Below are 19,364 nucleotides of genomic sequence, written 5' to 3'. Positions count from 1 at the left end.
TATTGAAAATGAAGATTTTGAAAAATTGATAAAGGTTTATGACCGTCCGAATGCACTTTTTTATTGCGATCCGCCGTATCGCACCGCCCAAAAATACTATGATGTGCCATTTTCCGATAGTGATCACGAACGCTTAAAGAACTCTTTAAGCAATATTAAAGGACGTTTTATTCTCTCTTACAATGACGATGAATATATACGTGAATTGTACAAGGACTACAATATTACGGCTGTTGAAAGACAGAATAATCTTTCTAGCGGTACATATAAGGAACTTATCATAACAAATTATTGATGTATATTGATAATTCAAAAAAAGTGTGGTATAATTAATTTGCTGAAATAATTATACCGCAGAAACAATACAAAGCTAAGCCCGTCGGGAATTTCCTGACGGGTTTTTATTTTTCACTCAGCCCAGATTTGGACTCAGTAACTTTCTGTCGGATATGCAATAGAAGTAAGGGTCACATTTGAAATGTTACCCTAAAATTACGCCATCAACCATACACGAGCGACAAATTGCCCATTCTCCTCAGTAAATTCAGTTTTGCCGTTGTATTTTTCTGCTCTGCTTTTTACGCTTTTAATACCTATACCATGATTTTTAGTATCAGATTTGCTTGTCTTAAGGGTTTTATTTCTAGAAAGAACGGATTCTTTTATTGTATTGGCTATTTCTATTCTATAAGAGTTATTGATGTAGTCTAAATTAATTATTATATCATAATCATTGCATTCGGTATACGCTTCAATTGCATTATCTAACAGATTGGCTATAATAGTACATAAATCAATTATGTCTATGTTTGCTATTTCCTCATTTTTACGGAACGTTTCATCAGCCGTACACGTAAAATTAACATTTTTTATTCTACTTTTGCATTTAGTGTATTTTTGTTGTATGATAGCATTTAAATATACATTTTTAATATCGGTATGTAAAATATCTGTTACTTGTAAATCATTGATAATTTGTGAAAAATGTTTTTCTAACTTTGCATAATCATGTTCCTGCAAAAGTGTTGTGGTAGTTAGTGCTACATTTTCCATATCATGTTTTATTTTACTGATCTCTGCTTCTTGTTTTATATAGTTATCTAAATTTGTTTTCATAGCCTGATTTTCAAGTTGGTAAAATTTTATTTCTTCCGCTTTATATCTGTTTTGTGCGGAACGCAACAAACAGTGTAAAACTAATGCATTTATAGTAAGCGCTGTTAAAGAGCTTACGGTGATAACAATAGGTTTAAATTGATTTATGTTTGTCTGGAAAATATACAGTCCGATTGCAAATGAGATTGCGCTAAGCAATAGCATGGAGAACCACTCAAAGTTATTTAGCCTGAAATCAGCGTGTTTTAAATTGCGTTTGTACCATTTATAAAATGCAAAAGTTAATAGAAAATATAATACTTTAGTCAATACTAAAATAACAATTCTGATGAATCCTTGCATATAAATAGTTGTGTGTACCGAACTATTTAAAATGCCGCTGAATATAAGCATAACAGGAATATTAATTAAAAAAATCATATAATTGCTGATGAACGATATATAGCATTTCAGAAACACCGTTCCTTGCAAAAACAGCAATGCGTATATAAAACTAATAAGTATTTGCAGTATGCCGGGGAATGTTTCTGCGATTTTGGGCGGCAAATAATTAACAAGAAAGATACAGTCAATAAACACTGCCAATGTATAAATTATATATTGTAAATATTTATGTCTAGGGTTTTTATAACCCAATACCAAAGTTGTAAAGCCGGTGATTATAATGCACTCTACTAAAGATGCAGCATTTTCAATCAAGCTCCACATATTTATATTTGATTCCTCCTAAGATATAAATATTTATTTAATATGTCATGATATTTTCTGTCACTGTAATTTAATTTTTCTCCATTTTTCAAAATGACTTTATCTTTAATGGTGTCTATGTATCCAAAATTAACAATTGTATTTCTCATTATTTGTATAAATCTGCTTAATTTAAAGTTGTCAGTTAAAGCCGCCATTGTATTTCGTTCGCGCAATACTTTATCTTCTAAATAATAATATGCATAGTGCTTTTGTATCTGTATATACATGATATCTTTGACTAAAACATTTAATATTTTGCCATCGTTGTGAATTTCATAACTAAGTTCATTGTATTTTTGTTCGGCAATTAGTGCGTCAAATGCGGCATATATTTTTTCTTTCCCTGCAATCTTATATATGTATTTATATATTTTCAAATCACATGCAGAATCCCCGTGACTATTGTTGCTGGAAAGAAACATTAAAGTCATATCATTGTTGAATTTTCTAATGTCCTTTGCAGCGTCTATGCCGTTGTAATCTGGCATTTCTATGTCTAGTACTGCAACATCAATTTTATTGTCTAGCGAACAACATTCACTGACAAGATTTTTTGCGTCATAAAATTTAAAAATGGAGCAGCTTAAACCATTTTCCTCAAAGTATCCGTTTACGATTTTCGAAAAATAATCTACAAAAACAGGCTCGTCGTCACATATAGCAATATTCAAAAAAAATCCCTCCTTTATGTCTATTATAGCAGGAGGGAAGAAGTAAGTCCACTGGTATTTTGTGGTATCTAAATTTTGAATAATTGCTAATTTTATAGCGAAATATCCATTATTTTTTAATGATGTTAGTGCCCTCATAGTGCCCTAACTTAGCTAAAAAGCAAAAACAACGCCGCTTACAATTCCTTGTAAACGGCGTAAATACGGGGATTTGAAATGGTCTGAGTGACGGGACTTGAACCCACGGCCTCTACCACCCCAAGGTAGCGCGCTACCATCTGCGCCACACCCAGACATAAGGTAAACAAGCAGTTTACCATTTATAAGATTATATCATATTGGATTTATTTTGTCAATAGAAAAAATTGAAAAACATATAAAAATATTTTGACGTTTTATCAAAAAAATGATATAATAATATAATCAGTATCCATTTGATAAAACGCTTTCATCATTGTCCAGCCAATCTGCAACATTAAATATAGTGTAGCTGTCTTTGGTATTTCTGACAATTACTCTTTCAATACCTGCGTTTATAATAAATCTTTTGCACATAAGGCATGGTTCTATTGCCCCGTCAATTTTACCAGTTTTGGCATCATGACAGGCAAGGTAAATGTCTGAACCCATAAGATCTGCTCTTGAGGCTGAAATAATAGCGTTTTGTTCAGCGTGTACTGCACGGCACAGTTCGTATCTCTGACCTTTTGGAATGTTCATGGAATCGCGGAAACAGTTTCCCGAATCGGAACAGTTGATTCTTCCTCTGGGAGCACCGTTATATCCGGTTGAAATAATTTCGTCATTTTTAACGATTATAGCGCCGAAGTTTCTTCTGATGCATGTACTTCTTTCCAGGACTGTTTCGGCAATATCAAGATAATAGTTTATTTTGTCACGTCTTTTCATAAAATTCTCCAGACATTTTTATTTTATTATATAGTATTTTTACCGATTATGCAAGAGGTGAGCAAATTTTTTTGTAAGGAGTATTGTTTCAATGTTTAAAAGTCATAAGAAGCTTAAAATATTCTGTGTATTATATAGTATTATATTAATAATAAATTCAGTTTTTGTTATAAGACGGCAAATAGAAAGATATGATAAAAATATAGTAAGTCTGGAAAGTTTAAAGATTAAAAGTATTATGTATATTGGAAAGCCCACATGGAATGACTGCTATGAAGAATTCCGTATAGATGACAAAGAGGCGGCTAATGAGCTTTCGGATTATCTGAATTCTTTGGAACTGATTGAAGAAACGGAATCTTATTTTACTGCCTTACGGGAAAAGTATGTAAGAATATATACGCATTCTTATGACATTACAATTTCAGGAAATTATTTATCGGTACATAAAAGCGAAGACTGCGACTGTGTTTACACTGATTATTACATAATAAATTCACGCTATAATTATATAACAGGCAGCAGTACAGCATATAATTTTATCAGTAAGACGATAAGGAAATACGGAGTGGAAATATGAAAAATCTTACAAATATTAATGTTATAAAAGGACTTCTTGAAAAATACGGATTTACATTTTCAAAAGGACTGGGACAGAATTTTTTAATTAATCCGTCTGTATGTCCCAAAATGGCGGAATACGGTTTTGCGCAAAAGGGGTATGGTATAATTGAGATAGGGACAGGCTTCGGTACATTGTCAGCCGAGCTTGCAAAGGGTGCAGACAAGGTTGTGGCAATTGAAATTGATTCAAGACTTATTCCTGTTCTTGATGAAACAATGGGGGAGTTTGATAATTTTAAAGTAATAAATGCTGATATTATGAAAACTGACTTAAGTGCTCTGATTAAAAGTGAATTTCAAGGTATGAAGACTGCGGTTTGCGCAAATCTTCCTTATTATATAACGTCACCGGTAATTATGATGCTTCTTGAAAGCGAGATTCCTGTTGAAGCAATAACTGTTATGGTTCAAAAGGAGGCAGCTCAGAGACTGTGCGCAAAAATGGGTACAAGGGAATCCGGAGCAATAACTGCGGCAGTAAATTATTACGGTTCTGCTAAGCTTTTGTTTCATGTTTCAAGAGGAAGTTTTATGCCTGCGCCTAATGTTGATTCTGCTGTAATACAAATAAGACCGGACAGTAAATACAGAGATAAAATACAGGATAAAGCTCTTTATTTTAAAGTGATCAAAGGAGCGTTTGCACAAAGACGTAAAACCCTGGCAAACTCTCTTTCTTCTTCCATGGAGATTTCCAAAGATAAAATTTACGGACTGCTGGAACAATGTGGATTGGAAAAAAACTCCAGATGTGAACAGCTGACAATGGAAAACTGGACTGATTTTGTAAATCTCCTAAAAAATAGTATATAACCGCAAATTATTATCTGCGAATCCAAAAGATGCCTCTTGCATATGACATTATATTCACCTGTACTTGTATATAATAATATAAGATGCTGTAACAGACAGTAAATAAAAATGGCAGGTGCAAAAAGATGTTAAAAGAAATGGTTATGGAAAAAAATAAGCACATAAGCTCAGCGGTTCTGACAGCGGCTGCATTCATCGGAGCAGCACTGCTTTCGTATTCTACCATGAGTTCGGTTACTTCACCGGTCTGCTGCGGACTTGCAGGAGCATTGTCCCCGGGCTATGCGGCTGCGGTTTTTGCCGGAAGCGCCCTTACATATCTTATAAGCGGTACGGCAGTAAAAAACGGATTTATAATTTGTTCTCTGCTTCTTATACTTGTAGGCAAATGGCTTATGAAAGACGAGAATGTTCCGAAATTCTGCGCAATAGTTACCTTTGTAAGTATGGCCTTTTCAGGTATTGTATTCGGTGCGTTGGTTGACAGAAATATGATGAACGTATTGTTGAATATATTTATTTCAGCTTTGACAGGAACGGCGGCATATTTCATAAAACGTGCGGTTGATATAGTAATTTTTTCAGATGTTTTCAGACTTGAAAAGAAAAATCTTACTGTTTTTGCAGTTGTTTATACTATTGCAGTTTCAGCCTTATGCGGAATTTCAGTTTCCGTGATTAATCTGGGAAGGATTGCCGGAATAGTATTAGTTCTGTTAGCGGCAAAAAGATTCAGGTATTCAGGTGGAGTCATAAGCGGAGTTCTTACTACGGCAGGAATATTTATAAGTTCTCCCGAACTCGGATTACCTGCGGCATTTCTCGGTATTGCCGGACTTGCCGCAGGTTATGCGGCGGATTACAGCCGCATAACTATTGCCGCAGTTTTTCTTGCGGTTGACTTTTGCGGTCAGCTTCTTACCGGTATGAACGACGCTTCGTTTTGTATGCAGGCGGACGCTGTTGTGGGCGCAATAATTTTTATGCTTCTTCCGGCAAAAATTGTAATGTCCGGCGGTATTGTACTGGACGGGGATTCCGACGGAAGCGGAAGCGAAGTAATTCGTGCGGAAATGGATTTTGCCGCACTGTCGCTTTTGGATGTAAGAAAAAATGTAGAGGAAATTATTGAGGCTCTTGAAAGAAAATCTGCTCCTTACAGCGCAATAAACGAGGTTAGCTCCAGAGTATGCGGAAAGTGCAGAAACAAGCTTAATTGCTGGGAAAAAAATTATGAAAAGACAAATTCTTACTTTATTAAAATTGAAAAGCAAAAGGATATGGATATCGAATTTTTTCCCTCCGGACTGGAATGCTGCCGCAAGCGTGAAATAATAGATAACTTTGCAAGATGCAGAAAAGAAGAAGCCGTAAATAAAATGATGTCTGCAAGATTAAATGAAAACCGCAGCTTTTTGTTTTCACAAATGGAAACCACAGAGGATATTATTTCTTCAATATCTGAAAATCTTAAATTCAGCTACAGCAAAACTATGACCCGTGACCTGTGCGCCGCACTGGATAAATACGACGTCAATTATTCTACTGCTATAGCTTATTATAATCAAAATGAAAGACTTATTATTGAGATATATACTAAAAATGCTGAACAGGAAGACGCTGAGGCAATTTCTGATATTTTAAGCTGCGAATTGCGTGTGCCTATGGAATTTTCCGAACCTGTTTCATGCTCTGGAGAAACCCGTTTAAGATTTAATCAGCAGACAAAGTACAAGATCCAGTATGCGTCGGCTCAGAGCAGTGCGGAAGAAAATCAGCCTTCAGGCGATAGCTGCGGATTTTTCTGCGATGGTCTTGGAAACGCTTATGTGTTTATTTCTGACGGAATGGGCAGCGGAAGTCAGGCGGCAGTTGATTCCAGAATAGTATCCAATTTGTTTAAGCGTCTTGTGCGGTCTGGTATCGAATGCTCTGCGGCGGTAAAAATGATTAATTCAATTATGCTGGCAAAATCAAATGAAGAAAGCTTTGCAACACTGGACATAGGTAAAATCAATCTTGAAACCTGTGAGCTGACACTTTATAAATCAGGAGCTGCTTCAACTTTAATAAAGTATTCCGATTCAGTTATGATGTTTAATTCACCGTCAAATCCTATAGGAATAATACCTGATTCAAAAATTTCTCAGCGTGAATGTAATTTTAACGAAGATGATGTTCTTGTTATGCTGTCAGACGGCGTTGACGAATCTATGTATGTTTATATAAAAGAGCAGCTTCAGACTGTTTATGATCTTAAAACTATGACTGAAAACGTATGTGCGGGAGCTAAGAAAAAGTTTTCGGAAATCCCCAAAGACGATATAACCGTTGCGGCGGCAAGGGTAGTACTCAGAAGCGGAAACTAAAAATGTTAAATAATAAGCATTTTTGCATAAATATTGTGTTTTAAAAAAACAAGAATTTTGGCATTGTGCACTAAATTATACAACTGAAACTATATAAAATATATGAAGTTTATTTAATTTGACTAAAAAAGCTTGAATACTTGACAGAATAATGTTAAAATATATGTAATAAGGAGGAATTAGAATGAATAAAAACTATTCCAGCAAATTACCGGAAACTTATAAATTTCCTTTATATCTGTTTTATCAGGGCAAAAATTGTGAGGCATATAAGTTTTTCGGCGTTCATGAAGTTGAAAAAGATAATAAAAAATATCATTGCTTCAGAGTATGGGCGCCAAATGCCGTAAGCATTTCAGTAGTCGGGGATTTTAACGACTGGAACAAATCCTCAGCCCCTATGAAGCAGATTTCAGACGGCGTATGGGAATGTTTCCTGCCGGCGTTAGAACAATTTTCAAGCTACAAATATTGTATAGAAACTAAAAAGGGTGAATTCCTTCTTAAATCGGATCCTTATGCAAATCATTTTGAAACAAGACCGGGAACTGCATCAAAAATTTTTAAAAGCAGTTATGAATGGTCCGATAAAAACTGGATGAAAGAAAAATCAGAAAAAGTAATATATAAAAGTCCGGTTAATATTTATGAGGTTCATCTTGGTTCGTGGAAGCTTAATGAGGAAGGCAAACATTTCGGATATATTGATTTTGCACGCAATATTATTCCGTATATGCAGAAAATGTCCTACACTCACATAGAACTTATGCCGCTGACTGAATTTCCTTTTGACGGTTCGTGGGGGTATCAGGTTACCGGTTATTTTGCTCCTACGTCACGTTTCGGAACTCCTGATGATTTTAAACGTATGATCGATATGTTCCATGAAGCCGGTATAGGCGTTATTCTTGACTGGGTTCCTGCGCATTTTCCTAAAGATGCCAGCGGGCTTTATGAATTTGACGGTACCTGCTGCTATGAATACACGGATGAAAGAAAACGGGAGCATAAATCATGGGGAACCAGAGTTTTTGATTACGGTAGGGGAGAAGTATGCTCGTTCCTTATTTCAAGCGCTAACTACTGGATTTCAGAATACCATCTCGACGGTATAAGGGTTGATGCTGTGGCTTCTATGCTTTATCTGGACTATGACAGAAGAGACGGAGAATGGTGCCCTAATATTTACGGCGGCAAGGAAAATCTTGAAGCTATAGAATTTTTAAAACATCTTAATGAAGCTGTATTTCAGAAGAATCCGGACGTTCTGATGATCGCTGAAGAATCAACGGCTTGGCCTTTGGTTACAAAACCTACCGATATGGGCGGTCTTGGATTTAATTTTAAGTGGAACATGGGTTGGATGAACGATATGCTGCAATATATGTCATTGGATCCGATTTACAGGGCGTTTAATCATGATAAGCTTACATTTTCATTTTTTTACTGTTTCTCGGAAAATTATATTCTTCCCATATCTCATGACGAGGTTGTACACGGAAAATGCTCAATGCTGGAAAAAATGCCTGGTTCATATGAACAGAAATGCAGTTCTTACAAGGCATTCCTGACATATATGATGGCGCATCCAGGTAAAAAGCTTTTGTTTATGGGTCAGGAATTTGCCCAGACATGCGAATGGAATTATGAGTCTCAGCTTGATTGGGGCGCTCTTGAAGATGAAGGACATAAAAATATTCATTTATTCTCGGAAAAGCTTAATAAATTTTATCTTCAAAATGCTCCGCTGTGGCAGAATGACGATTCATGGTCAGGATTCAGCTGGATCTCAAACGATGATTACCAGCAAAGCGTTATTGCATTCAGACGTTTTGACGATAACGGAGATGAAATTATTGTTGTATGTAATTTTGTTCCGGTTGAAAGACTTGACTATAAAATCGGCGTTCCTTATGAGGGCGAATATAAACTGCTTTTTAATTCGGACGCTGCTGAATTCGGCGGTAGTAGTATAACAGCGAAAACTATGAAGTCCAAAGCATATATGATGCATGGATTTGATGACAGTATTTCTATAGATCTGGCGCCGCTTTCTGTAATTTATCTTAAACCTGTTCCTAAACCAAAGAAAAAAAATACTGCTGTTGAAAAATCAGACAATAAAAAAACAAATAAAGTAAAAGCTGTCGGTATAGATTCTAAAGTTGATAAAAATAAAAAGTAATAATATATGAGTAAATTGCCGTAAAACCAGTGCGGCAATGGTCAGGAGGATATAATGTATATAAAAAAGGAATGTGTAGCTATGCTGCTTGCCGGAGGTCAGGGAAGCAGATTATATGCTTTGACTCAGGATATGGCAAAGCCGGCTGTGCCTTATGGAGGAAAATACCGCATTATTGATTTTCCTCTTTCAAATTGTACTAATTCAGGAATAGATACAGTCGGAGTACTGACTCAGTATCAGCCTCTGGTGCTTAATGACTATATCGGCAACGGTCAACCATGGGATCTTGACAGACTAAACGGAGGAGTACATGTTTTACCGCCGTATCAGACGTCTTTCGGAGCTTCATGGTATGAAGGTACAGCAAACGCTATCTATCAGAATATGAGCTTTATAGAAAGATACGATCCGGAATATGTTATTATTCTGGGCGGTGATCATATTTATAAAATGGATTATTCAGAAATGGTGAATTTTCATAAAAAGAACAATGCTGATTGTACTATTGCCGTTCAGGAAGTTTCAATGGAAGAAGCTACAAGACTGGGTATTATGACATGCGATCCTGATTTCAGAGTTGTTGATTTTGAAGAAAAACCTAAGAAGCCTAAGTCTACGCTTGCTTCAATGGGCATTTATGTATTTACATGGTCAAAACTAAAAAAATATCTTACCGATAATGAAAATGCCAATACGGGATCAAAAGATTTTGGTAAGGATATTATTCCTTCAATGCTTGGAAATGATGAAAGGCTTTTTGCTTATTCATTTGACGGTTACTGGAAAGATGTAGGCACACTTGACAGCTTATGGGAAGCAAATATGGATTTATTGAGTCCAAGCGTTCCTTTGGATCTTTATGACAACAACTGGAAAATTTATTCAAGAAATAATAATATGCCGCCTCAGTATATAGGAGATACCGCAGACGTTGAAAATTCAATGATATCCGAGGGAAGCACTATTAACGGAAAGGTTGATTTTTCTGTGATTTTTTCCGGTGCAACAGTTGAAGAAGGCGCTACTGTTAATTACAGTATTATTATGCCGGGAACTGTTATAAAATCCGGCGCAGTTGTTGAATACGCTATTGTCGGTGAAGACTGTGTTGTACATGAAAATGCAAAAATCGGTCTTAGTCCGGAGACAGTTGAAAACCGTGACGAGTGGGGTATAGCTGTTGTAGGACATAATGTTGAAATATCAGAGGGAGCAGAAGTTCTTCCTAAACAGATAATATCAAAAAATGTGTAAGGAGGACAATTTAATATGATTTCTACAAATGATGTTTTGGGTCTGATATTTGCAAGCATGCATGATGACGCAGTAATAGACCTTACAAAAAAAAGAACGATGGGTTCAATTCCTTTCGGGGGAAGATACCGTCTTATAGATTTTCCGCTGTCTAATATGGTAAACTCGGGTATTACAGAAGTTGGCGTTATAACAAAATCTAATTACGGTTCACTGCTTGATCATCTGGGTTCCGGAAGAGAGTGGGATCTTTCAAGAAAAAACGGAGGTCTCCATCTTTTGCCGCCTTTCAGCCATGTTGACAGCGGTATTTACAGAGGCAGACTTGAAGCTCTGAATGGAGTTTGGGATTTTGTTGAACATACTTCCGCTGAATATGTGGTTATGTCTGACTGTGATGTGGTAACGACAATTGATTTTAAAGACGTATTGAATTATCACATTGAAACAGAAGCAGATATTACTGTCGTAACAGGAAAAAGCTTTTATGACAGTTCAAAGGAACAGTCTGCAACAGTTATCGGCGTTAATGAAGAAAACAGGATTAATGACGTTATGCTTAATCCTCAGATAACCGGTGAATGCAATGTGTGTCTAAATATGTTTGTTGTAAGCTGTGAATTTTTGAAAAAGATAGTTGTTGATTCTGTAAGCAGAAGTAAATACAGCTTTGTAAAAGATATTCTTCAGGCGTATAAGGACGAATATAAATTTATGGCATATGAGCATAAAGGATATTTTTCTAATATTGATACAATGTCAGGATATTATGAAGCAAATATGGAATTACTTGACACCGACAAGAGAAACAGTCTGTTTACTAAGGCAGCGCCGATTTATACTAAAATCAGAGATAATGGACCGGTTAGATTCGGTTTGGAATCAGATATAAAAAATTCTCTAATTGCCGATGGATGCGTTATTGAGGGTAAGGTTGAAAACTGTGTACTTTGCAGAGGCGTTAAAGTTGGCAAAGAAGCTGTTGTTAAGGATTGTGTACTTATGCAGGATACAGTTGTAGGCGATAAATGCAGCATAAGTTCAGTAATTACTGATAAAAATGTTGAAATCGGCGACGGCAAAGTTCTGACAGGTTCGTCGTCATATCCGCTTTATATAGGCAAAAATGCTAAAATCTGATGAATTGAAAGGATGTAAAAAGTTTTGAATATATTGTTTGCGGCAAGCGAGGCAACTCCATATATAGCTTCCGGAGGACTGGCAGATGTTGCCGGATCGCTGCCTGCTGCTGTTACTCAGAAAGGGCATGACTGTAGGATCGTTCTTCCGCTGTATAAGGGAATTAATCCTCATTTCAGAGCGTCTATGACTTTTATAACACATATGACTGTAGACGTTTCTTGGAGAAAACAGTACTGCGGAATTTTTACAGCTATTTGCAATGGCGTGACTTATTATTTTTTGGATAATGAGTATTATTTTGGAAGAGACGGTATTTACGGATTTTTTGACGACTGTGAGCGTTTTGTATTTTACAGTAGGGCGGTTCTGGAAATGCTCAGGTATATTGACTTTAAGCCTGACATTATTAACGCTAATGACTGGCAGGCTGCAATGATACCCGTGTATTATGAAGTTTTCTATAAATATCAGCAGGGATATGAAAACATAAAAAATGTATTTACTATCCATAATATTCAGTATCAGGGTAATTACGGAAAGGAAGTACTTAATGAAGTTATGGGACTTCCGATGTATCATATGAGTCTGCTTGAATATGACGGTGGCGTAAATATGATGAAAGGCGCTATTGAAACGGCTGATAAAGTAACTACTGTAAGTCCAAGCTATGCATGGGAAATTCTTGATCCGTGGTATTCTCACGGTATGGACAGAATTTTGCGTACAAAACAGTACAAGCTCAGCGGCATTTTAAACGGTATTGACGTTAACGGATATGATCCGGAAACTGACGAGATAATTGAAAAAAATTATTCTGCCAGAAGTACCGTAGGAAAAAAAGTCTGCAAAGCAAAGCTTCTTGCAGAATTGGGTTTGCAGGAGGGAAACGAACCAGTTATAGGGATCGTAACCCGATTTGTATCGCATAAAGGTATTGATCTTATAAAGTATGTTTTTGAGGATCTCATTAAAGCCGGCTTCAAATTTGTAATTCTTGGCAGCGGTGAAAAAATTTATGAAGATTTCTTTAAGGAAATGGAATGGCGCTATAAGGACAAGGTCAGCGTATCATTGGGATTTATTCCGGAGCTTTCAAGAAAAATATATTCCGGTGCGGATATGTTTCTTATGCCGTCACAGAGCGAGCCTTGCGGATTAGCACAGATGATCGCTATGAGATACGGTACTATTCCTATAGTACGGGAAACCGGCGGACTTCGCGATACTGTCAGAGACTGCGGGGGAGAAAACGGCAACGGATTCACATTTAAAACATATAATGCCCACGATATGTTTGACGCATGTATGCGTGCAAAAGCGGCTTATGAGGATAAAAGAGGCTGGAATAGAATCATTAAGCGTGATATGGCGGAAGATTTCAGTTGGGCAAATTCTGCTGAACTTTATATTAAGCTTTATCATGAGCTGACTGATAAATAATAAACAGTTTGAATGACGTGTAAGCGGAAGTTTTCACGTCATTTATTTTATCAATAGGGAAGGAGATTACTATGTCAAAAGTTTTTTGGAACGGCGGAGCATTGCTTGCACCTGTTCCTCCGGCGCTTGTATCCTGCGGCACGCCGGAAAATCCCAATGTACTTACAATTGCCTGGACGGGAATTATTAATACAAAGCCTCCTATGACTTATATTTCAGTCCGGCCGTCAAGGCATTCTTATAATATTATTAAGGAATCAGGTGAATTTGCAATTAATCTTACTACTTCGTCAATGTGTAAAACAGCAGATTACTGCGGTGTGAAAAGCGGCGCTGAGATAGATAAATTTGAAAAATGCGGTATTACTGCAGTCAGTGCAGTTAAAATCAGTTCGCCGATTATTGAAGAATGTCCGGTAAGCATCGAATGTATTGTCCGGGAAATAAAGCCGCTTGGTACTCATGATATGTTTATTTCCGAAATAGTCGGAGTTGATATTGAAGAAAAATATATTGACAGTAAGGGAAAATTAAATCTTCAGCAATGCGGACTTGCCGCTTATGCTCATGGCGAATATTTTGCTTTGGGAAGGAAACTTGGGGATTTTGGTTTTTCTGTAAGAAAAAAGAAGAAGCGTAAATAATTAAATATAGAATAAAAATTTTAGAATAGTATTGACATCTTGAGCCACATATATTATAATATTATTGTGGCACACAAAGTGAGGTGAAATTATGCCACCTAAAATGGGCAGACCTAAATCAGAAAACCCATTAAAAATTGAAGTAAAAGCAAGAATTGATGCTAAAACCAATGAAAAACTTATCAAGTATTGTAAAGAAAACAATGTTACACGTACTGAAGTTGTACGTGAGGGTATTAAGAAGGTCATAGAAAAAAATAATCAAGAAAATATTTAAAAAGGTATTGACAAGATTGTGGCAACATAGTATAATTAGTTTGTGGCTTCAAAGAATGTGAGGTGAATAAATTTATGCCATGAAAAAAGGTACAAAACTTACAGATAATCCAAAAGATTTTACACTTCGAGTTCGGCTTGATAAAGGTACATTGCAAAAGCTTGATGAAGTATGCAAAGATCAGGGATCAAATCGTTCAGAAGTTGTAAGAAATGGTATTGAAGAACAATATCAAAGGATTAAAAAATAACGATAACGCCCACACCATAGCAAGTTAAGCGTTACCGTTATCAACACAGCTCCCTAATGGAAAAATCCAAAAGGAATCCGCTAAATCTATTATAGCATTCCTTTCGGGAGTTGTCAATAAAATTTCAAAATAGCATTGACAAATGTCCGTACATATGTTATTATATAGGTACGGACAAAAGAAAAGAGGTGAAATAATGTCCCCAAAAGGCAGACCAACGCAAGATAAACGGGATAAACGCTTTGAAATAAGATTGTCAACGGAAACATATAAAACATTGGAAGAATGTTCAGAACGTCTTAATATAACAAAAGCGGAAGTAGTTCATAAAGGTATTGCATTGGTTAAAGAAGAGGTCGATAATAAAATTTCAAGAAAGTATTGACAAATATGTGGCAGCATGATATAATTGAAATGTGGCAACAAGAAGTGAGGTGAGTTAATGTCAGCCATGAAAAAGGGTACAAAACGTACAGATAATCCAAAAGATTTTACACTTCGAGTTCGGCTTGATAAAGGTACATTGCAAAAGCTTGATGAAGTATGCAAAGATCAGGGATCAAATCGTTCAGAAGTTGTAAGAAATGGTATTGAAGAACAATATCAAAGGATTAAAAAATAACGATAACGCCCACACCATAGCAAGTTAAGCGTTACCGTTATCAACACAGCTCCCTAATGGAAAAATCCAAAAGGAATCCGCTAAATCTATTATAGCATTCCTTTCGGGAGTTGTCAATAAAAATTTTAAATTGAAAGGAATTTATAAAAATGGTAGATTTATTATTCGAATTTGATGATTGTCTTGTGATTTCAAAGGGAGTTGAAGAAATACTATTTGCATTCGTTAATGAAAAAGGTTTTAGTATTGAGGATTATTCAAATGCATTTTATGTTTTACAAAATATAATGAATTATAACAATAAAACTATGAATAATATATTACATAAATTGGAAGAAATACAATTTGCAAAATAACAAAAAGGGTACTGCTTTTGCAGTACCTTTTTCTAATTAAAATCAGCTTTTCTGATTAATAAGGTTTTGTTCATGTTCTTCCAGAGCGGAGCTCTTAGTGAATTTACCGACTTCAAGTTCACCCTTGCTTTCGTTATCGTCGCCCTTCTTGGACTTGTAAACGAATTTCAGAAGAATAGGAGTAATAATAGTGGTAACAACGACCATTATTACGATAGGTGCAAAGTACTTTTCATTCATCAGTCCTACTGCAGCGCCTTTGCTTGCTACAATGAGGGCAACTTCTCCTCGAGATACCATACCAACGCCTATGCGCAGACTGTCTTTATTTGAAAATTTACATATTTTAGCGCCAAGTCCGCAACCGATCACCTTAGTAATTACTGCGACTATCAGAAGTATAACGGCAAACAGGATAATAGACGCACTCATTTTCGGAAGTACAACTTTCAATCCTATGCTTGCGAAGAATACCGGTGAAAGCAGCATGTAGGAAAGAGTATCGAATCTGTTGGAAAGATATGTCGCTCTGGGACCGTTTGAAAGTGCAAGTCCGGCAACGAACGCACCGGTGATATCGGCAACGCCGAAGAAGTGTTCAGCACTAAATGACATCAGCAGACAGAATACAAAGCCTATAATTACATATCTTCTCAAGTCCTTCTTTGATCTTCCCGACCATTTATTAAACACAAAGTTAAAGGCGATCGCAACGACGATTGCAAAAATAAAGAATAAAAGAATTTTCAGAAGAACCATTCCGATATTTACCGATTTGTCAGCGCTTGACGTGATTACCGTAAGGGCAATAATGCCTAAAATATCATCAATTACGGCAGCTCCTAGTATCGCATTGCCTGACTTGGAGGAAAGGCGTCCCATTTCCTTAAGTGTTTCAACTGTAATACTAACAGATGTAGCAGTGAGAATAATACCGATAAAGATATTTTGCAGCATAGGACTTGCAAGTCCGTCAACACTGTCTTTATTGAATATAGACGCAATACCCCATCCGCCAAGCAGAGGTACAATAACACCCAACAGCGCTATTATAAATGACGATGCACCGGTTTTTTTAAGTTCTTTTATATCTGTTTCCAGTCCTGCGCAAAACATTAAAACAATAACGCCGATTTCAGAGACCTGTGTTATAAATTCAGTTTCTTTCAGGACTCCAAGGCAAGCCGGACCTAAAATAAGTCCGGCCATAAGCGCTCCCACAACCTGAGGAAGCTTGACTCTTTTGGTAACCAGACCAAAAATTTTTGTGCTGAGCAAAATTAATGCCAGCGAGAGCAGATAACCATACTCCATAAAAATCACTCCTCTTTACAACTCAAAAGCGACTCACAGACAGAAATACACAGTCTGCAAATCGCCGTTGATTTCCTTTGAATATTTCTTTGAGTTTGCATGAGGAATACTGAATAAAGCCTGTATATAAATTATACAAAATTTAATCAAGATTCCAATTAATTTCTTTTGCAAAACTCATTTTAAATATTCCTAATTAATTATATCACTTTAAATAAAAAAGTCAATAAATTTTTAAAAAATTACTTTTTTAACAATAGTTTCATATAAAGCAATAAAAATATTTTTCTGTTAATATTGAATTTAATTATTGAAAATTATTCTTATATATGTTATAATAAAAAAAATATTAAGTATTAGTGAAAAATATAGCCACATTTGATGACTTCAGCTTCTAAGACAGCGGACATCTTTGGAAAATTATATAAAATATGCGTACCGTACTACAATAATATTTATAAAAAATTAATGCAGGAATGGTGATATATGAATACAACAGAATCAAGGGAAGATTATCTTGAAACAATATTACTTTTAATGAAGAAGAAAGGCATGGTTCGTTCAATTGATATTGCAAATGAGCTTAATTATTCAAAGGCAAGTATCAGCCGTGCAGTGAACCTTTTAAAAAATAACGGTTTTATAAATGTAGACGACAACGGTTATATCAGCTTTACCGGTATAGGACTTCAGCATGCAGAGGCTGTTTATGAACGTCATACTACCATTAAAAGATTCTTTATGGATGTTTTAAACGTATCTGAAGAAACAGCTGAACAGGATGCGTGCAAAATTGAACATATTCTCAGTGAAGAAAGCTATGAAAAGCTTAAGAACTTTAAAAAATGACTTGTCTGCCGTAATTCTGATTAATTGAAAGGCGTTTTTATGAAAAAATCTTTTTATAGGTCGGTTGTCATATCCATACTTATTTGCAGTTTGATTTTTGGATTTTTGGCATTTTATTCTACAGGTGTTGTTGATCGTGCCCAGACTCGTGAATTGCTGGATATTCGGATTAATCAAGTCGGAGATAAACTTGACGATAATATTTATGAATACAAAAATATAACAGAGCAGATATATTCAAATTATAAATCAAGATCAAGAGTTATGGCAATGATGCTTTCAAAAAACAAATCCATTATGACTGACGATACTTCCTTTGAAGAACTCCGTATGGCTATCGGAGCAGACGTTATCAGCATTACTGACAGCAGCGGTTTTATAAAGTACAGTACAAATCCCTCAAGTGAAAACAGTAAGGCTTATGAGGATTTTTTCCCTGCAATTGAAAATAAGGTTTTTTCCGAAGCAGTGTTGAATACTCAGGATGAAAGAACAAGTGTAATTACCGGATGCTCAAGACTTGACGCTCCGGGTATTATTCAGATTGAATTTACGCCCGATAATGCTGAAACACTTCTTGACCTGACAGATGTATCCCGTACTTTAACAGAAATTCCGGTTCTTGAAAACGGTCATATGGCAATTATTGACACTGAAAGTAAAAAATATCTAAGTCATACAAATTCCGGACTTATCGGAACAGAATCTCTTTTTACAGAAGATGATTTTAAAGATGATAATGGTTGGTTTTCGTCTGAATTTGAAGGTCAGGAGGTTTTGGTAAAATATGCTATACATGATGATAAAATAATTATAGGAATGGTCTCATATAATGAAATATACAAAAGAAGAAATACTGTTGTTAAATGGCTTATGTTTGTGATACCGGTGACTTCAGCAGTAATAACCCTTACTATCAGAGATAAAATATTAAAAACTGCAAACAAAGATAATAAAATATAAAAAACCTGTTTTAATTAAACAGGTTTTTTTATATTAACAGATTTAATCATAACAGCAAAGAGCTATAATTGTTATGTTATCCTGACTTCCATTATCAATAGCAAGCTTTACTAATCTTTCAAGGCGTTTTGGAAGCTTTGCCGGAAGATCCAGAATATCCTCCATTTCAGTACAGCTTACATAATCGGACAAACCGTCTGAGCAGATAAGTATAAGATCGCCATATTTCATTATTTCATTTAAATTTTTTATATCCGGCTTTGGCTCGGCAGAAATATTACCCATAACGGGGAAAATTATATTTTTATGTACATGATGTTTTTTTTCATCAGCAGTAATTGTACCTTCTTCGTAAAGAAGCTGTACAAGGGACTGATCTCTGGAAATCTGTTTTATATTTCCACGTCTGTATCTGTACATTCTGGAATCGCCTACGTTTACGGTATTAAGATTGTCGTTTTCATCTATTGCTATAGCGCATAGAGTTGCCTGCATATTTTTTGTTTTGTTATCCTGAATACCGTAATCATATAAATTATGGTGAACATTCAGAACAGCTTTTTTCAAATCTGTTTCAGAATTAAAATCTATCTGACTTAAAAATTCCAGACATTTTTTTGAAGCGATTTCTCCGTAATTTTCTCCGGAGACGCCGTCTGATACAGCTGCTATAAACGGCGCTTTTACCATAAAATCAATATTGCCTTCCGTTATTACTTTTCCGTCTATCATATAGGCGTCTTCATTGTGTTTCATTATTCCTTTATCGGTTATTCCACAGCAGTAGTACATTATTACCTCTCTTAAAGAAA

Annotated in this window: 21 protein-coding genes and 1 tRNA gene; 16 read left to right on the top strand and 6 right to left on the bottom strand. The window is 35.7% G+C overall.

The window, feature by feature from the left end; genetic code table 11:
• The coding region (locus OCV67_RS09485; RefSeq protein WP_147643747.1) for a DNA adenine methylase at positions 1-295 on the top strand (295 nt) is incomplete at its 5' end.
• A gap of 197 nt (positions 296-492) precedes the next feature.
• Here the strand turns inward: OCV67_RS09485 and OCV67_RS09480 are convergent.
• The 4 genes from OCV67_RS09480 to OCV67_RS09465 all read right to left on the bottom strand — a co-directional run bounded on the left by OCV67_RS09480 (position 493) and on the right by OCV67_RS09465 (position 3,446).
• On the bottom strand, positions 493-1,824 hold the full coding sequence (locus OCV67_RS09480; RefSeq protein WP_147643746.1) for a sensor histidine kinase: 1,332 nt from the start codon (positions 1,822-1,824) through the stop codon (positions 493-495).
• Between the two features lie 2 nt (positions 1,825-1,826).
• Positions 1,827-2,537, bottom strand: a complete 711-nt coding sequence (locus OCV67_RS09475) for a LytR/AlgR family response regulator transcription factor (protein ID WP_178085079.1) — start codon at positions 2,535-2,537, stop codon at positions 1,827-1,829.
• 217 nt (positions 2,538-2,754) lie between these two features.
• Positions 2,755-2,830, bottom strand: a tRNA-Pro gene (locus tag OCV67_RS09470).
• 130 nt (positions 2,831-2,960) lie between these two features.
• The gene (locus OCV67_RS09465; RefSeq protein ID WP_147643744.1) at positions 2,961-3,446 is read right to left on the bottom strand and encodes a deoxycytidylate deaminase; all 486 of its coding nucleotides are present in this window, start codon (positions 3,444-3,446) and stop codon (positions 2,961-2,963) included.
• A gap of 91 nt (positions 3,447-3,537) precedes the next feature.
• Here OCV67_RS09465 and OCV67_RS09460 point away from each other — a divergent pair, with 91 nt between their 5' ends.
• From OCV67_RS09460 to OCV67_RS09400, 13 genes are all read left to right on the top strand, one after another.
• Positions 3,538-4,026, top strand: a complete 489-nt coding sequence (locus OCV67_RS09460; RefSeq protein WP_147643743.1) for a hypothetical protein — start codon at positions 3,538-3,540, stop codon at positions 4,024-4,026.
• Positions 4,023-4,883 carry a 16S rRNA (adenine(1518)-N(6)/adenine(1519)-N(6))-dimethyltransferase RsmA gene (gene rsmA / locus OCV67_RS09455; protein ID WP_147643742.1) on the top strand — a complete coding sequence of 287 codons (861 nt, stop codon included), beginning with the start codon at positions 4,023-4,025 and terminating at the stop codon, positions 4,881-4,883. The genes OCV67_RS09460 and rsmA overlap by 4 nt, the downstream gene beginning before the upstream one ends.
• 125 nt (positions 4,884-5,008) lie before the next feature.
• The gene (locus OCV67_RS09450; RefSeq protein WP_147643741.1) at positions 5,009-7,252 is read left to right on the top strand and encodes a SpoIIE family protein phosphatase; all 2,244 of its coding nucleotides are present in this window, start codon (positions 5,009-5,011) and stop codon (positions 7,250-7,252) included.
• Positions 7,253-7,436: 184 nt separating this feature from the next.
• Positions 7,437-9,437: a 1,4-alpha-glucan branching protein GlgB gene (gene glgB / locus OCV67_RS09445; protein ID WP_147643740.1), complete on the top strand. Its 2,001-nt coding sequence runs from the start codon at positions 7,437-7,439 to the stop codon at positions 9,435-9,437.
• Positions 9,438-9,491: 54 nt separating this feature from the next.
• Positions 9,492-10,694, top strand: a complete 1,203-nt coding sequence (locus tag OCV67_RS09440; protein ID WP_178085078.1) for a glucose-1-phosphate adenylyltransferase — start codon at positions 9,492-9,494, stop codon at positions 10,692-10,694.
• 15 nt (positions 10,695-10,709) lie between these two features.
• A complete protein-coding gene (glgD, locus tag OCV67_RS09435) occupies positions 10,710-11,834 on the top strand; it encodes a glucose-1-phosphate adenylyltransferase subunit GlgD (RefSeq protein WP_147643738.1) in 1,125 nt (374 codons plus the stop codon).
• A 24-nt stretch (positions 11,835-11,858) separates the two neighbouring features.
• Positions 11,859-13,277, top strand: a complete 1,419-nt coding sequence (glgA, locus tag OCV67_RS09430; RefSeq protein ID WP_147643737.1) for a glycogen synthase GlgA — start codon at positions 11,859-11,861, stop codon at positions 13,275-13,277.
• A gap of 71 nt (positions 13,278-13,348) precedes the next feature.
• A complete protein-coding gene (locus OCV67_RS09425; protein ID WP_147643736.1) occupies positions 13,349-13,921 on the top strand; it encodes a flavin reductase family protein in 573 nt (190 codons plus the stop codon).
• 91 nt (positions 13,922-14,012) lie between these two features.
• Complete coding sequence (locus tag OCV67_RS09420; protein ID WP_147643735.1) at positions 14,013-14,198, top strand: CopG family transcriptional regulator; 186 nt, start codon at positions 14,013-14,015, stop codon at positions 14,196-14,198.
• Between the two features lie 79 nt (positions 14,199-14,277).
• Positions 14,278-14,448 (top strand): ribbon-helix-helix domain-containing protein, encoded by a 171-nt coding sequence (locus tag OCV67_RS09415; RefSeq protein WP_147643734.1) that lies wholly within the window; start codon positions 14,278-14,280, stop codon positions 14,446-14,448.
• Between the two features lie 196 nt (positions 14,449-14,644).
• Positions 14,645-14,833 (top strand): hypothetical protein, encoded by a 189-nt coding sequence (locus OCV67_RS09410; RefSeq protein WP_147643733.1) that lies wholly within the window; start codon positions 14,645-14,647, stop codon positions 14,831-14,833.
• A 57-nt stretch (positions 14,834-14,890) separates the two neighbouring features.
• A complete protein-coding gene (locus OCV67_RS09405; RefSeq protein ID WP_147643732.1) occupies positions 14,891-15,070 on the top strand; it encodes a ribbon-helix-helix domain-containing protein in 180 nt (59 codons plus the stop codon).
• A gap of 149 nt (positions 15,071-15,219) precedes the next feature.
• Positions 15,220-15,426 carry a hypothetical protein gene (locus OCV67_RS09400; protein WP_147643731.1) on the top strand — a complete coding sequence of 69 codons (207 nt, stop codon included), beginning with the start codon at positions 15,220-15,222 and terminating at the stop codon, positions 15,424-15,426.
• A 42-nt stretch (positions 15,427-15,468) separates the two neighbouring features.
• Here the strand turns inward: OCV67_RS09400 and OCV67_RS09395 are convergent, their stop codons facing one another.
• Positions 15,469-16,740 (bottom strand): cation:proton antiporter, encoded by a 1,272-nt coding sequence (locus OCV67_RS09395; protein WP_147643730.1) that lies wholly within the window; start codon positions 16,738-16,740, stop codon positions 15,469-15,471.
• A 486-nt stretch (positions 16,741-17,226) separates the two neighbouring features.
• On the opposite strand from OCV67_RS09395, the gene OCV67_RS09390 reads away from it, so the two are divergent.
• Together OCV67_RS09390 and OCV67_RS09385 are read left to right on the top strand one after the other, a co-directional pair.
• Positions 17,227-17,589 carry a metal-dependent transcriptional regulator gene (locus OCV67_RS09390; RefSeq protein ID WP_147643729.1) on the top strand — a complete coding sequence of 121 codons (363 nt, stop codon included), beginning with the start codon at positions 17,227-17,229 and terminating at the stop codon, positions 17,587-17,589.
• Between the two features lie 39 nt (positions 17,590-17,628).
• A complete protein-coding gene (locus OCV67_RS09385; RefSeq protein ID WP_147643728.1) occupies positions 17,629-18,552 on the top strand; it encodes a cache domain-containing protein in 924 nt (307 codons plus the stop codon).
• 42 nt (positions 18,553-18,594) lie between these two features.
• On the opposite strand, the gene OCV67_RS09380 is transcribed toward OCV67_RS09385, so the two are convergent.
• Positions 18,595-19,344 carry a PP2C family protein-serine/threonine phosphatase gene (locus tag OCV67_RS09380; RefSeq protein WP_147643727.1) on the bottom strand — a complete coding sequence of 250 codons (750 nt, stop codon included), beginning with the start codon at positions 19,342-19,344 and terminating at the stop codon, positions 18,595-18,597.
• Positions 19,345-19,364 lie beyond the last annotated feature (20 nt).

It is taken from the genome of Porcipelethomonas ammoniilytica (genome assembly GCF_025567485.1).
GTDB classification, from domain to species: domain Bacteria; phylum Bacillota; class Clostridia; order Oscillospirales; family Ruminococcaceae; genus Porcipelethomonas; species Porcipelethomonas ammoniilytica.
This window is presented reverse-complemented; position numbering and strand designations above follow the sequence as displayed.